Genomic DNA, 14,678 nt, shown 5'->3' on the forward strand with positions numbered 1-14,678 from the left:
TAAGGATTCAAAATTTAATATTCCGAATTCAAAATCTTGAACTTTGAATTCCGAATTTTGAATTAATTTTAGTTGTATTTCGCAGAAAGTTCTGTCGCTACTTGCTTCAAAACGCCAGTCAATTGATCATCAATTTTTCCGGATTTAAGAGCTGCCATTACTTCTGGATGTTTGTTTTTCAAGAAATCCACATATTCTACCTGGAATTCTTTCACCTTCTTGATAGGGATATTTCTCAATAGATTCTCAGTTCCTGCGTAGATCATCGCTACTTGGTTTTCTACCGGAAGTGGAGAGTTCACCGGTTGCTTCAAAAGCTCCACGTTTCTTTCTCCTTTTGAGATCACTGCCATTGTAGCAGCATCCAAATCAGAACCGAATTTAGCAAACGCTTCCAATTCTTTATATTGAGCCTGGTCAAGTTTTAATGTACCAGAAACTTTTTTCATTGATTTGATCTGTGCATTACCACCAACTCTGGATACAGAGATACCAACGTTGATCGCCGGACGAACTCCTGAGTTGAAAAGATCTGTCTCCAAGAAAATCTGACCATCTGTAATAGAGATTACGTTTGTTGGGATATAAGCAGAAACGTCACCAGCCTGAGTTTCGATAATTGGAAGTGCTGTCAAAGATCCGCCACCTTTTACGATCGGTCTTAGAGATTCTGGCAAATCGTTCATTTGAGAAGCGATCGTGTCATCAGCAATTACTTTTGCTGCTCTTTCCAATAGTCTGGAGTGAAGGTAGAAAACGTCACCTGGATAAGCCTCACGTCCCGGTGGTCTTCTCAATAGTAGAGAAAGCTCACGGTAAGCAACCGCTTGTTTTGAAAGATCATCATAAACGATCAAAGCGGCACGACCAGTATCTCTGAAATACTCACCGATAGATGCACCAGCCATTGCAGAATAAACCTGCATTGGAACCGGGTCAGAAGCGTTAGCCGCAACGATCACCGTGTAAGCCAAAGCACCTTTGTCCTCTAACGTCTTAACGATTTGTGCTACAGTTGAAGCTTTTTGCCCAATTGCAACATATATACAATATACTGGTTGCCCAGCATCATAAAATTCTTTTTGATTGATAATGGTATCGATAGCCACAACTGTCTTACCTGTTTGTCTATCACCAATGATCAACTCTCTTTGTCCTCTTCCTACAGGGATCATAGAGTCGATAGCAACGATACCAGTTTGAAGTGGCTCTGTTACCGGCTGACGGAAGATAACTCCCGGCGCTTTTCTTTCCAATGGCATTTCGTAAAGTTCTCCTTGGATAGGTCCTTTTCCATCGATAGGATTACCTAGAGTGTCTACAACTCTACCAAGCATTCCTTCACCAACTTTGATGGAAGAGATTCTGTTTGTTCTTTTTACAGTATCACCTTCTTTTACCAATTTGGATTCACCAAGAAGTGCAACCCCAACGTTATCTTCTTCAAGGTTAAGTACGATACCTTCTACACCAGCTTGGAATCTTACCAATTCTCCGTACTGCACATTTTCCAAACCGTAAACACGGGCAATACCATCACCGATGGTTAATACAGTTCCAACTTCTTCTACGTTAGATTGAGTATCGAAATTTGCTAATTGCTGCTTCAGTATCGCTGATACTTCTGCCGGATTTATTTCTGCCATTATATGGTTGTTTTTTCTTAATTAAGTTGAAATTCTTTTTTAATATTGCCCAGTTTTGTTCTTACTGATGCATCGATCTGCTGATCTCCCACTCTTAGGATATAACCTCCCAAGATCTCTGGTTTTACAATCGTCTCCAAGTCATAGTTGGAAATATTTACCATTTTGGAATCCGTAATGATCTTCTGAATATTTTCTTGCGACAAAGGAGAAGCTGTTACCAAAGAGATACGCTGCGTACCTTTGATGTCTTCTACTTTATTGATGAATTCCTGAGCGATATTTCTAAGCTGAGATTCTCTGCCTTGTTTGATGACCAATCTGATGATGTTCTTCGAAACCGGAGAGAAATCTTTGAAGATCTCCAAAGCGATCGCTTCTTTCTTTTTTGCATCAATGATCGGCGTATTCACAAACTGATTCAGTTCTTTGGAAGAAGACATGATTTTCACAATATCCTTCATCTCACCGAAAACAGCATCTGTGTTACCAGACTCCTGCGTGAAATCCAATAGACCTTGAGCGTATCTTTTAGCTACTTTAGATGTTAACATCCTGATTAGTTAAGGTTAGATTTGTTAAGAATATTTTCTACCAAAGCGTTCTGCGCGCCATCGTTGTCCAATTTCTCTTTAAGGATATTTTCAGCGATGCTTACAGACAAAGTTCCGATCTGAGTTTTGATGTCTGCCATAGCAGCATTTTTCTCAGTCTGGATAGATTGTCTAGCTGCTTCGATCATTTTTTCGCCTTCAACTTTAGCGCTGTCCTTAGCTTGATTTACGATCTTATCTTTCATATCTCTAGCTTCTTTCAAGATACCATCTCTTTCAGCTCTAGCCTCACGAAGGATTCTTTCGTTATCTTCTTTCAACTGTGCCATTTCTTGTTTAGCCAATTTAGCTTGATTAAGAGCATCGATAATAGATGTTTCTCTCTCGTCTATTGATTTAAGAATTGGTTTCCAGGCAAACTTTCCTAATACAAAAAGTAAGATCAAGAAAATGATCGTCTGAATGATAAATAATCCTGATGAAAACTGATGAAGTAATTCCATTATATAGTTAGATTAAGTTTTTTAAATTTTTAAATTAAACATTGTTGCAACCAACCGTTGCAACAATGTTTTAGTTTTGTTTGGGGCTTATGATGCGAACAACGCAGCAAAAGCAACACCTTCTACCAATGCAGCAGCAATAAGCATCGCAGTTTGGATCTTTCCAGATTGCTCTGGTTGTCTAGCGATTGCTTCAAGAGCAGCCGCACCGATTTTTCCAAGACCGATACCTACACCAATAACGATAAGTCCGCTACCAATAATTTTAGGAATTTCCATAATATATAATTTAAAAAATTGTTTTTATAATTTTAATTAATGAGCGTGATCATGCTCATGTTCTTCTACTGCCATTCCGATAAACAAAGCCGAAAGCATTGTAAATACATAAGCCTGTAAGAATGCAACCAACACCTCTAGCAAATAAATTACGAAAGTCAAGAAAGGAAACGCTACTCCTGCAATCCAGTTTTCGAAGATATAGATTGACCCGATCAACGTCATTACAACGATGTGACCTGCTGTCATATTAGCAAAAAGACGAATCATCAATGCAAACGGCTTGGTCAAAGTTCCCAATATCTCAATCGGCATCATAATAAACTTCATCGGTACAGGAACACCTGGCATCCAGAAGATATGCTTCCAGTAATCTTTAGACCCTGAGAAAGTGGTGATCAAATAAGTAATGATAGCCAAAGAAAAAGTAATTGCAATGTTACCAGTCACGTTGATTCCGAAAGGCATTAAACCTAAAACATTTAACAACAAGATAAAGAAAAATACAGTTAACAGGTAACCCATAAATCTCTTGTACTTATGACCAATGTTTGGAATCGCAATATCATCTCTAATGAAAATAATCAGTGGCTCAAGAAATTTTGCAGCACCAGAAGGCACCAAAGATTTCTTGTACGATCTAGCCATTCCGCCAAAAACCACAATTAATAAAACTGCAACAAAAATAAGAGTTAAAACACTCTTTGTAATTGACAAATCCAAAACTCTCTTTTCAGTTGGATGATGATCTTTATCTAAAGTCAAAGTTCCTTTGGAGTCTGTTCTGTAAATTTTTTCGTGGTTGAGCGTGTAGAATTTACCATCACTTTCTACTGGAGAACCGTGGATAAACTCGTGGCCATCTACGCCTTTCGTATTACTCATAAAAGTATGGAAACCTTCATCGTAAATGATAATTGGCAAAGGAAAACCAATGTGATGACCGTCTTTAACCATTAAGGCAACATCGTGAGCATCCAAAATATGATGGTCTACGAATTCTTTAACCTCTCGAGTTCTCTCTTCTTTTCCAGAAAGTTCAGAAGTTTCAGCTACAGGTTTACCATGTTGATTTTCAGCGGTTTCGTGCTGTGCGAAAGCTGTTGTAAACGTGAATAAACTGTAAAATAAAATTGCCGTTTTCTTTAACATCGGTACATTTTTTTTTCGTTTTGCAAAAATAGACTATTTTTTTGCTTTTGAAGAATTAATTTACTGTTTTTTATCATAATTAATTAACTGTATAGCATAATAGGTAAGCAACGCAGTTAGAATAAAATAAGGAATAATAAAGTGGAATTTGTAATGCGGAACCTCCTCTAAATGCAGTTTATTCTTGATCAGATACATCAGTCCGAACTTCATCAAAATAAGACCTATCATTGCCATTCCTAAGAACTCTGGCACAAGTTTGTTGATAATTAAAATCATTGTAATCATCATCATAAAAATGATGGTCAAAAACAGATAAAACTTGATGATTGTGACTTCATCCAAATGGAAAACGAACTTCCAAATCGCGAAGTGAATGATAAATGTCAAGAAAAATAAGACACTGATGACGATGTTACTTTTGTTTTGCATTTTCTTCTTCTTTATTTAAAATTTCGAGACGTTTAAGCGTTGTGTATAGTGAAAGACAAAGTCCGCTGAGTCCAATCACCAAAACCAAGACATTGGAGCCGGTTTCGAAGTAAAGATCCAACTGATGTCCGCCCCAAAATGAGATCCCGATGATGAACAGCATCTGGAAAACCACGGAAGAATATTTCCCATATTTCCGCAATGCACCTGAAGGATTGTTTTGTTTGTCTTCCAAAATTTGATTTTTGCAAAAGTAAGTATTAAAGTTTGAAGTCGGAGGTTGGAAGATGGAAGTTTATGAATCAATGTTTGAAATGGAGATCCATTTGATGTGAATCTGGTTAAGAATATTATTATAAAAATTTAAAAGTCGCAGAGCGATGACCTGTTAATAGAAACCAATGACCACGACAAGCAAAGCTCCAGAGGAGCGACCTGTTAAAAGCATTGGTAAATCGAAAATATATTTCAATGAATATATCTGTGTAAAATTGATATCGTAAAATAATTAGCCAACTCGAAGAAGCATTATTGTTTTTTAATTTAATTAAATATGAATCTGTTTAAAGGTCGCTCCTCTGGAGCTTAAACAAATTGACCCATCGATTTCTACCAACAGGTCGCCGTTCTACGGCTTTGTATATATTGTTAAATTCTTAGCCCGGCTTGAACTTAAATGTTATTTTAAATTTTACTATATATTAAGCAAGAGCTGCTTATCTTGAATCTGCAGCCCGGCTTGAGCGGAAATCCTTTTTTGCGGCTGGAAGAGCGTAGGCAAAAAGATTGGGAGCGGAAGACGGATATAGCTGCCCAAACCTTCAGGTTCGACGGAGTCAAATAAAATAAATGATAAATGATGATCGATAAGTGATGAATGAATCTATTTCCTTTGTTTAAATTTTCTTATTTTTGCAACCTTAATATATTACACAAAGTTATGTTCAACAGTTTACAAGATAAGCTAGATAAGGCGCTTCATAATATTTCCGGCCGCGGAAAGATCTCTGAGATCAACGTTGCAGAAACTGTAAAAGAAATCCGACGTGCACTCGTAGATGCCGATGTGAACTACAAAGTTGCAAAGGACCTGACGAAACGCGTGCAAGATAAAGCGCTGGGACAAAACGTCCTGACGTCTCTTACGCCGGGACAATTGATGACGAAGATCGTTCACGACGAGTTGGTGGATCTGATGGGTGGAAGTCAAGAAGGAATCAACCTTTCTGGGAAACCAAGCGTTATTTTGATTGCTGGACTTCAAGGTTCTGGAAAAACGACGTTCTCTGGAAAATTGGCGAATTATTTGAAACAAAAACGAAGCAAAAAACCACTTTTGGTAGCTTGTGATGTTTACAGACCTGCCGCAATCGACCAGTTGAAAGTTCTTGGTGGACAGATCAATGTTGAAGTTTACACAGAACTTGAAAATAAAAATCCAACTTCTATCGCATCCAACGCCATCAACTATGCAAAATCGAATGGTTTTGATACGGTGATCGTGGATACCGCGGGACGTTTGGCAATTGACGAGCAGATGATGATCGAGATCAAGTCTGTTCACAGCACAATTCAGCCGAATGAGACTTTATTTGTTGTAGATTCTATGACAGGTCAGGATGCGGTGAATACGGCGAAAGCATTTAACGATACACTAAACTTTGACGGTGTTGTCCTTACGAAATTGGATGGTGATACGCGAGGTGGAGCCGCTTTGACAATCCGCTCTGTTGTAGAGAAGCCAATCAAATTCATCTCAACAGGAGAAAAAATGGAAGCCTTGGATCTTTTTTACCCGGAAAGAATGGCGGACAGAATTCTTGGAATGGGAGATGTTGTTTCCTTGGTGGAAAGAGCTCAAGAGCAATTTGATGAAGAGGAAGCGAAAAAACTTCATAAGAAGATTGCCAAGAATGAATTTGGTTTTGATGATTTCTTGAAGCAGATCAATCAGATCAAGAAGATGGGTAATATGAAGGACCTAATGGGAATGATCCCAGGTGTTGGAAAAGCCATCAAAGATGTGGACATCAATGACGATGCTTTCAAACACATCGAAGCGATCATCCACTCTATGACGCCAGATGAGAGAAGAAGACCTTCTATCATTAATGTTTCAAGAAAACAGAGAATTGCTAAAGGTGCTGGAAGAAAATTGGAAGATGTGAACGCCTTGATGAAGCAGTTTGACCAAATGGGAAAAATGATGAAGATGATGCAAGGTCCACAAGGTAAGCAAATGATGCAGATGATGAGCAAAATGCCGAATATGCCAGGAATGGGCGGTGGATTGTTTGGGAAATAGGAATCTCACTTAAATATAAAAAAACCTCAGAATATTTTTCTGAGGTTTTTATTTTATCTACTTTTAAGAAGTAGCCACATTGTTTTATTGGAAACCCTTGTCCCTTTGCTTGTGTAGGAATAGACGACCCAATACGAGTCTGAAGGCATCAATATATTATTGACTTTTCCATTCCAAAAATAATCTTTTGTGTGAGTGAAAAGCAATTTGCCATATCTGTCATATATCTTGAGATCGATATCCTGAAATACATTGAGCAAGGAATAATCCCAAACATCATTGAAACCATCGTTATTTGGTGAAAAGGCATTTGGCAATGTCACTGACTCCGGCACGACAGTAGGCCTTACAAGAACAACTTTTTTGATGATGTAACAACCTTGCTGATTTGTAACTCTTACATAAATCTCATTAAGTGGTTCTGAGAAATTGGACAAAGGATCTTTCAGTTGATTCTGTTCTTTTTCCGCATCGGCTAATGTTGGATAAAAATCGAATGTTTCATTATTTTCATTATTGATTGCTGTGTACAAATCAAAATAATAAGTGTCATCTAAATAAGATTTTGGCTGAAGTTCGGATTTAACATCTGCGATTGGATTCGGAAGCACATTGAAATTGGCTTTATAAACCTCATAATATCCATCAGTCGCTGTTAACTTGTAGATTAATCTATCTGCACCTGCAAAAGTATCATTCATTTTTACAATTACTTTTCTGTCCTTGATTTCTGCACTACCGTTGTTTGGTTGTGTCAGAATTTCTAATTTAGAAAAAACGTAGCCAGGCATTGTAAATTTGGGTTCAATCTCGAAAGTATGACAAACACTTCCAATGTTAACTTCATAAACATTATATGGACAATTCGGAATAAAAACCGGTGTTGTGGTAAAGCTGAATCCAAGATATGTGACCACACATTGATAATTCCCTTCTAAAGTTGGTTGATATTCAAAACTTGTAGCACCAAAAATATCAACGCCATTAAGTTGCCATTGAAAACTTAGAAAAGAGGTATTGCTCAATTTCAGAAAAACACCTTCTTGGATGCAGTTTCCATTAACTAAAATATATGGGTCATTAGAAAAACCTGTATAGCTGCTAGCGTAGCCAGTGTATTGGAATCCGCCTACAAGATCAACATTTAAACTCTGATCTGATTGTATTTGTAAATCACCAGAAATCGGTACCAATGTATAATATCCCCAGCCAGATTTACCAACCATTGGAGATGGGTTTGACATTGTCACTCCATTCACTTTTACATTTGCAGAAACAGGTGTTTTAATTGACAATTTTGATTGACCAGTAAAGTTTCCAATCTTGTTGGATGAGGGAATCGTAATAATATTCTCAAGACCCTGCTGTGGTTTTGGGTAGTATTCTTTATCCAAAGGATATGAAAACGTCATTGCACTGCTGTCAAATGTCAAATCCCTACCAGGACCTCTAAGGAAAAAATCGTAACCTCCAATCATCTGATAAAGATAGATGGGTTCAGACGATCTGATGAACATTCCCTTCGTAGGGATTACTCTAGGCTCTGGATTTGTAAAAGTCGGCTGGTTACCTGCTAAAAAACGGTATTTATTATAGGGTCCTATGTAATGTTCGCCTTCATTCAAGGTAATTGCCGGCATAGTCTCATCATTGAAGTAGATCTTTGTATTATTTTTAGTTGCGACAATTAGAGATTTTTCCATTCCTTTTTCTGAAATGGTCATTCCATTTACAAGGAAATATTCTCTCCCGATTTTATCAGTCGGAACATTCTGATCCATATTAATATTTCCGCTGACTTCACCAATATTCTGACTAATAAAATTACCATTATTGATTACAACTGGTTTATCTGAAGTGATCTTTGCTCCAATAAAATTAGGATCCCAATCATCTAATATCACAGGAGGGTTTGGATTATCCTCTTTCTGCGCAACTATGATGTAGGATTGATCTTTATTGAGTGTAATATTTAATTCATCACTTTTATCACCATTGATGAAAACTAGATTGGAGTTATAGCCCAATAATTTTATATGTGTATTATCTTCTGTTGCCATTACGGAGGTTTGATAGTTCATTCCCTTCGGATTATTTCCATAAAGAATAATTTGGTCCATCACAACGAAGAATTCCTTACCTAAAGCACTTTTACCTTTAGAAGCCATGATCTCACTTTTACAGCCTGATCTACACCCCGCAATCCGGAGGCTGGCATAAAAACTTTTTTCACCAGAGAGATGTATCCCCATAGATGATGGTGACATTACTCTCAATACTGTCGATGCTTCCAACATAGAAGACGAAGATAAAGTATAAACTACAGGTTTGCTTTTGGATATGTTTACAACATCTATTTCTATATTGTTGTTGAAGATTTTCACAGGAAACTCATTTTCTTTATCAGTTGACAAATAAATATCAACCACAGAAATATCATTAGGAGAAGTTCTAAAGTATGGCGGAAACCAATGTTCTAAATCTAACTGCCCAAATAACTGCAATGTTCCTAAAACTAAAAAAAATATTGAAAAAAGCTTTCTAAACATAATAATCCAAAAATACATAAAAAAAAGAGACTGCATAAGCAATCTCTTTTTTTATAAATAAAATTTCTGAATATTAGTTTACGTCCCAGAAAATTTTAGTAGTCGCTTTATCTCCTCCAATTTTGGAAGCAGCAGCCTCTACATTAGTTCTGTTCAGTACATACTCTTGGTCAGAATAAGGCATTCTCACAGGAAGTCCTTCTAACTGGTTGTTAGGTGGCAATACAAATCCTGAGATATCTAATCTTCTTGTAAAGTTCCAAGCTGCAAAACCTCTGTTGAAAAGAGCAATCCAAGCCTCTTCGCCAATTGATTGTTTCCAGTTTGCAGCGTTGTAAGGATTAGCAGCAATATATGTAGCTGTATCAGCAGCAGACACTCCGTTCTCAGCCATAGAAGCAGCAATTGCTTCAGCAAAGAAAGTTGCAGCAGTACCACCAACAGAATATCCTCTTTGTGCAGCCTCAGCTTTTAAGAAAAGAACTTCTGTATAACTAAGTAAGTTAGCATCAGCATCTCTTCCAAGGAAGAAATCACTCATATGAGAGAAGTTAGCGTAAGTATTCAATGTTCCGAATACTCCACCTACATAGTTACCACCAACGGTAGTAAACCAAGTAGCTCTTCTTGGATCATTTTTAGTATTCATTTTATTAACTACTAAGTTTGTAGGAATAAAATCATTTCTACCAGAAGCTACAAGATCATCAAACACAGGGTTGGTATAAGTTCCACCGTCAAAAGTAAGTGAAAAAGATTCTGCTTCAGAAGAGATAACTCCACTTGCGATAGCAGATTCAGCAGCTGCTTTAGCAGTTGCAGCATCAGTATCGGCAAGATTAAGTGCCAATCTAAGCTTCACAGAGTTTGCAAGATGTTTCCATTTTGTCATATCACCACCGTAAACAAGATCACCAACAGCATAGCCTTCTTGGTTTTCATCAATAGTAGCAACAACAGCAGTAATTCTAGCTAATAAATCTGTATAAATTGCCTTAGCATCATCATACTTTGGAGCGAAATTACTTTCTGATGCTTTTAAAGCTTCAGAGTAAGGGACATCACCGTACGTATCAACAAGAGTTTCCCATACTGCAATTTGAGAAATTTCCAAAGTAGCTAATTTATTTCTTTTAACTACCGCAGTACCTCCTTCTTCAACAAGGTTTTTCTTTGCTGTTTCGAAGTTGTTCAAAGAGTAAACATACATTCTGTTCCAGTTGTTACGAGGTTGAGTTCTCGTTACAAGGTTGTAATTGGTTTCGTCTGTATAGGTAGTCTCAGTCCACTGTTGTGTGAAAAATCTAAAATTATTAAAGTTTACACTAGGTGTAAAAGTATAATAAAAGAACTGCTGCTGACCCATAGCCAATAAGTTTTGCGAAGGTAAAACTTCCGGCTGCTTCGGGTTTTCGTTAAGAGAGGTAAGATCTCTCTCACAAGATGTTAAGCTAATTGCTGCTAAAACACCTATTGTAAGTATATTAAATATCTTTTTCATTTTTTTTAATTTAGAATTTTAACGTTACGTTTACTCCGATATCTCTTGTAGTTGGAAGAGATCCGATAGATGATCCGTAAGAACGGTTTCCACCTCCAAGCATTGCTTCAGGATCTGCATAAGGTAGATTCTTATGGATGATCCACAAGTTTCTTCCTACGATTGATATTTTAGCATCATTAACAAAAGTTCCGAACAATAGAGATTTTGGTAAAGAATAACCAATACTAGCCTCTCTCAGTTTTACATAAGATCCATCATATACGAATCTGCTAGTTGGCATACTAACATAACCATCCATAGCTCCAAAAGTACCTGGTGTAGCAGTTACAGTTGTGTTAACCTGTCCGTTAGGATTTACACCCTGCCAAACTGTTCCACTTTCTCTGTAATCTCCTGTTTCTTTGTAAAGACCTGTTGCCAAACCGTAATACATATCAGTAGAATATACATCACCACCTTTCTTAACATCGATCAAGAAGCTTAGCGTAAATCCTTTATAAGAGAAACTGTTTCTTACACCTCCAATCCAATCTGGTGTAGTATTACCAATGATTTGATTGTTTTGTCTCAAATATCTACCTGTAGTAGCGTTGATCACTTTTTCTCCGTTTAGGTAAACGTAATCAGATCCAACTAATGCACCCCAAGCTTCACCTACTCTTGCGTTCATAGAAACACCTCCTGTGAAACTAGAAATCAACAAGTTTTCAACTCCAGGAATCAAAGAAACAACTTTGTTTCTGTTTTGAGACCAGTTAACATCCAAATTCCAGTTGAAGTTTGTTGTTTTAATTGGAACCAAACCTAAGCTTGCTTCCCAACCCCAGTTGTCAATCTGTCCAGCATTTTGCGCAGCAGTAATTACACCTGATGCAGTAGAAACTGGAAGAGTTCCCAAGATCTGATCAAAAGTTTTAGTTTTGTAGTAAGCTACATCAGCGGTAACTCTACCATTGAAGAATTGTGCTTCAGTACCAAATTCAAATTCTTTAGACCTTTGTGGTTTCAAGAAAGCATTTGGCTGGTTAGTTTGAGATACATACATTCCAACATCACCAAAGAAACCGTTAGAAACATAAGAGTTAGCAAGCAAATAAGGATCTGCAGTACCTCCTACTTCTGCGTAGTTTCCTCTCAATTTCCAGAAGCTCAACCAACTTGGTTTGAACAATTCTGTCAAGATTAATGATCCAGTTACAGAACCATATTTATAAACGTTGTTTTCTTTTGGAAGTGTAGAACTCTGATCGATTCTATAAGTACCATCTACATAGAAAATTTTATAGAAATCCAATGATGCAGTAGCATAACCACTATTAGTCTGCTGAGTTGACTCATTTTCAGTTGGAGCCAAAGTTGGAAGTGCAGAATTACCTAGAGAGTAGATTCCAGGAACTACTAGTCCACCTTCTGTTGATGCAGATATTGAGTTATAATAATTTCTTCTGATGTTCCCTCCTACTACACCACTTGCGTTGATGTTGTCAGTAATATCAAACTTATAGTTTGCCATTACATCGTAGTTAGTTTCAGTTCTAACAAAATCTTGTCTAGCATATCCTGAATAAACAGCTTTTCCTGATTGTCCGAAGTTAGAAGATGCAGATCCTACTGCCAATCTATTCTGGATAGAAAGGTTTGTTCTGTCATATGAAACTTTACCTGTTAGTGTTAAGTTCTTTGAAACATCATAGGTTAAACTACCAATACTGAAAGTTCTTGCTCTTTTATCGCTAATAACATTTTCGTAAGCTTGGAAATATGGATTATTCCAATATCCCGCGTGTCCGTCTGTTGAGCTGTATCTGTTCCAACTTACGTTTCCGTAATTATTAGCTTCTGATGGATTAGCTACATTACTGAAATAAGCTCTTTCTTGATCCTTCAAATCAACATTGGTTTGCCACCATTGTCTGAAACCAGACATTAGGTTATCACTATAACCAGTAATACTTCTACCTCTGGTATCTTGAAGTGTCAAAGTAGAATAAAAAGATGCGTGTAATTTTTCAGTTAAATCGTAATTAACTTTCAATGACATTGAATTCTTAGCAAGGTGAGAGTTTGGAACCAAACCGTCAGATGTCATATTATCATACGTAAACAATATGTTTTTTCCTTTTTCACCCTTTTCCAATGATACAGTATTAGTGTAAGTGATTGGAGTATTAAAGAATTTAATTGGTCCATTTTTCGCAGCTACCCAAGGTGTTGCTTTTCCGAAATTTGGAGAGGTTGGATCAAAAGCATTCCATTGGTACACCATTTGATTAGGATTAAATGCTGGTCCCCAAGATGCATCCTCATAGAAGTTAGCATATGGATTGCCATCTGGTGCGTTTGCTTCCATATAGAAGTCAGCATCGTATCCACCACCATATTTGTTCTGGTATTCTGGAAAAGTACTTTTATCAATAAATCCAGCTTGAACAGTTGAAGAGAATGTTACACCCCAAGATCCATCATCTTTACCTTTACCGTTTTTGGTAACGATAACGATAACGATAACACCATTAAGACCTCTCTCACCATAAAGAGCAGATGCTGCTGCACCTTTCAATACGTTGATAGATGCGATATCCTCTTGGTTGATATCAGATAAAGCATTACCATAATCTACAGCAGAAGTATACGTTGATGTATTGTTGATTGGAGAACCATCAATTACAATTAATGGGTTACCTCCCTGTACACTTTTCACACCTCTAATCAATAGATTAGAAGATCCACCAAAGTTACTTGTGGTTGTTACATTAAGACCTGCAATTTTCCCGGACAACTGAGAAGCGATGTTCCCTGTATTAGTTGTTCCGTCTGACAAAGCACTTGCTTTAATCTCTTGAGAAGCATATCCTAAAGATTTTTTTTCTCTCTTGATACCTAAAGCCGTCACTACAACGCCTTCGATATCTTGAGTCTTAGCCGTATCCTGTACCGTTTGCGCCGAAACCATTGCAAAAGACGAAGAAAGAACCACTGCTAAAACGCTTGTTGTTAATTTTTTCATATCAAATCAAATTTTTCAATAAACAAAAATGCAAAACTTTATTAATATATACAACACAAATTGTTAAAAATTTGTTAATTGTATTATGTAAAGTTTACTATTTCTATAACTTTGACAAGTAATATTTATTATGCCTCTACTAAAAAACTTTTCAGAATCACTTTTAGAAGCTGGCTGCGACGAGGTCGGAAGAGGTTGTCTCTCAGGTCCCGTTGTAGCTGCTGCTGTGATTGTTAACAAAAATTTTAAGCAAAATTTAGTTAATGATTCTAAAACGTTAAATTTTAAAACAAGACAGAATCTCGATCTATATATAAGAGAAAATGCAGTAGATTTTGCAATCGCTGAACTTTCTCCGGAATTTATTGACCGACATAATATTCTCAATGCAAGTATCCACGCGATGCATTTGGCACTTGACCAACTGAAAAGCAGACCGGAATTGATTTTGGTGGATGGCAATCGTTTCCATCCTTATAATTACACACCGCACCATTGCATCATCAAAGGTGATAGCAAATTTCTGTCAATCGCCGCCGCTTCCATCATCGCAAAAAATTACCGTGACAATCTGATGATAAAACTTCACGATGAGTTCCCACATTACGGCTGGGATACCAATTTTGGCTATTGTACAAAAACGCATCAGAAAGGACTTAAAAAATTTGGACCTACAATTCACCACAGAAAATCTTTTCGATTGGACTACGATGTCGAGATTGATTAAATTTTTTTAAAACTATTTTG

General features: G+C 37.0%; 12 protein-coding genes. 2 read left to right on the forward strand and 10 right to left on the reverse strand.

The window, feature by feature from the left end:
* Positions 1-68: 68 nt before the first annotated feature.
* The 7 genes from atpA to PQ459_17820 all read right to left on the reverse strand — a co-directional run bounded on the left by atpA (position 69) and on the right by PQ459_17820 (position 4,801).
* Positions 69-1,646, reverse strand: coding sequence for a F0F1 ATP synthase subunit alpha (atpA, locus tag PQ459_17790; GenBank protein WDF46738.1), 1,578 nt, complete (start codon positions 1,644-1,646; stop codon positions 69-71).
* Positions 1,647-1,663: 17 nt separating this feature from the next.
* A complete protein-coding gene (gene atpH, locus PQ459_17795; protein ID WDF46739.1) occupies positions 1,664-2,200 on the reverse strand; it encodes an ATP synthase F1 subunit delta in 537 nt (178 codons plus the stop codon).
* Between the two features lie 5 nt (positions 2,201-2,205).
* Entirely contained in the window at positions 2,206-2,706 is a 501-nt protein-coding gene (locus tag PQ459_17800; GenBank protein ID WDF48746.1) for a F0F1 ATP synthase subunit B, read from the reverse strand.
* An 84-nt stretch (positions 2,707-2,790) separates the two neighbouring features.
* Positions 2,791-2,982, reverse strand: coding sequence for an ATP synthase F0 subunit C (gene atpE, locus PQ459_17805; protein ID WDF46740.1), 192 nt, complete (start codon positions 2,980-2,982; stop codon positions 2,791-2,793).
* A 36-nt stretch (positions 2,983-3,018) separates the two neighbouring features.
* On the reverse strand, positions 3,019-4,134 hold the full coding sequence (gene atpB / locus PQ459_17810) for a F0F1 ATP synthase subunit A (GenBank protein ID WDF46741.1): 1,116 nt from the start codon (positions 4,132-4,134) through the stop codon (positions 3,019-3,021).
* A gap of 60 nt (positions 4,135-4,194) precedes the next feature.
* Complete coding sequence (locus PQ459_17815) at positions 4,195-4,566, reverse strand: hypothetical protein (protein WDF46742.1); 372 nt, start codon at positions 4,564-4,566, stop codon at positions 4,195-4,197.
* Complete coding sequence (locus tag PQ459_17820) at positions 4,550-4,801, reverse strand: AtpZ/AtpI family protein (GenBank protein ID WDF46743.1); 252 nt, start codon at positions 4,799-4,801, stop codon at positions 4,550-4,552. Before PQ459_17820 ends, PQ459_17815 begins: the two co-directional genes overlap by 17 nt.
* A 705-nt stretch (positions 4,802-5,506) precedes the next feature.
* Between PQ459_17820 and ffh the strand changes: the two genes are divergently transcribed.
* Positions 5,507-6,871, forward strand: coding sequence for a signal recognition particle protein (ffh, locus tag PQ459_17825; GenBank protein ID WDF46744.1), 1,365 nt, complete (start codon positions 5,507-5,509; stop codon positions 6,869-6,871).
* Between the two features lie 53 nt (positions 6,872-6,924).
* Here the strand turns inward: ffh and PQ459_17830 are convergent, their stop codons facing one another.
* From PQ459_17830 to PQ459_17840, 3 genes are all read right to left on the reverse strand, one after another.
* Positions 6,925-9,375 (reverse strand): T9SS type B sorting domain-containing protein, encoded by a 2,451-nt coding sequence (locus PQ459_17830; protein WDF46745.1) that lies wholly within the window; start codon positions 9,373-9,375, stop codon positions 6,925-6,927.
* Between the two features lie 118 nt (positions 9,376-9,493).
* Positions 9,494-10,921, reverse strand: a complete 1,428-nt coding sequence (locus tag PQ459_17835) for a SusD/RagB family nutrient-binding outer membrane lipoprotein (protein ID WDF46746.1) — start codon at positions 10,919-10,921, stop codon at positions 9,494-9,496.
* 10 nt (positions 10,922-10,931) lie between these two features.
* Positions 10,932-13,931 carry a SusC/RagA family TonB-linked outer membrane protein gene (locus PQ459_17840; GenBank protein ID WDF46747.1) on the reverse strand — a complete coding sequence of 1,000 codons (3,000 nt, stop codon included), beginning with the start codon at positions 13,929-13,931 and terminating at the stop codon, positions 10,932-10,934.
* 130 nt (positions 13,932-14,061) lie between these two features.
* Here PQ459_17840 and PQ459_17845 point away from each other — a divergent pair, with 130 nt between their 5' ends.
* A complete protein-coding gene (locus PQ459_17845) occupies positions 14,062-14,658 on the forward strand; it encodes a ribonuclease HII (protein WDF46748.1) in 597 nt (198 codons plus the stop codon).
* The last annotated feature ends 20 nt before the right edge of the window (positions 14,659-14,678 follow it).

Origin of the sequence: Chryseobacterium sp. KACC 21268, from assembly GCA_028736075.1 — a bacterium.
Taxonomy (GTDB): domain Bacteria; phylum Bacteroidota; class Bacteroidia; order Flavobacteriales; family Weeksellaceae; genus Epilithonimonas.

Excerpts from the sequence above, each read along its gene's own strand:
- atpA (WDF46738.1), bottom strand. The coding sequence starts at position 1,646 with ATGGCAGAAATAAATCCGGCAGAAGTATCAGCGATACTGAAGCAGCAA.
- ffh (WDF46744.1), top strand. The coding sequence starts at position 5,507 with ATGTTCAACAGTTTACAAGATAAGCTAGATAAGGCGCTTCATAATATT.
- PQ459_17815 (WDF46742.1), bottom strand. The coding sequence starts at position 4,566 with ATGCAAAACAAAAGTAACATCGTCATCAGTGTCTTATTTTTCTTGACA.
- PQ459_17835 (WDF46746.1), bottom strand. The coding sequence starts at position 10,921 with ATGAAAAAGATATTTAATATACTTACAATAGGTGTTTTAGCAGCAATT.
- atpB (WDF46741.1), bottom strand. The coding sequence starts at position 4,134 with ATGTTAAAGAAAACGGCAATTTTATTTTACAGTTTATTCACGTTTACA.
- PQ459_17840 (WDF46747.1), bottom strand. The coding sequence starts at position 13,931 with ATGAAAAAATTAACAACAAGCGTTTTAGCAGTGGTTCTTTCTTCGTCT.
- atpE (WDF46740.1), bottom strand. The coding sequence starts at position 2,982 with ATGGAAATTCCTAAAATTATTGGTAGCGGACTTATCGTTATTGGTGTA.
- atpH (WDF46739.1), bottom strand. The coding sequence starts at position 2,200 with ATGTTAACATCTAAAGTAGCTAAAAGATACGCTCAAGGTCTATTGGAT.
- PQ459_17845 (WDF46748.1), top strand. The coding sequence starts at position 14,062 with ATGCCTCTACTAAAAAACTTTTCAGAATCACTTTTAGAAGCTGGCTGC.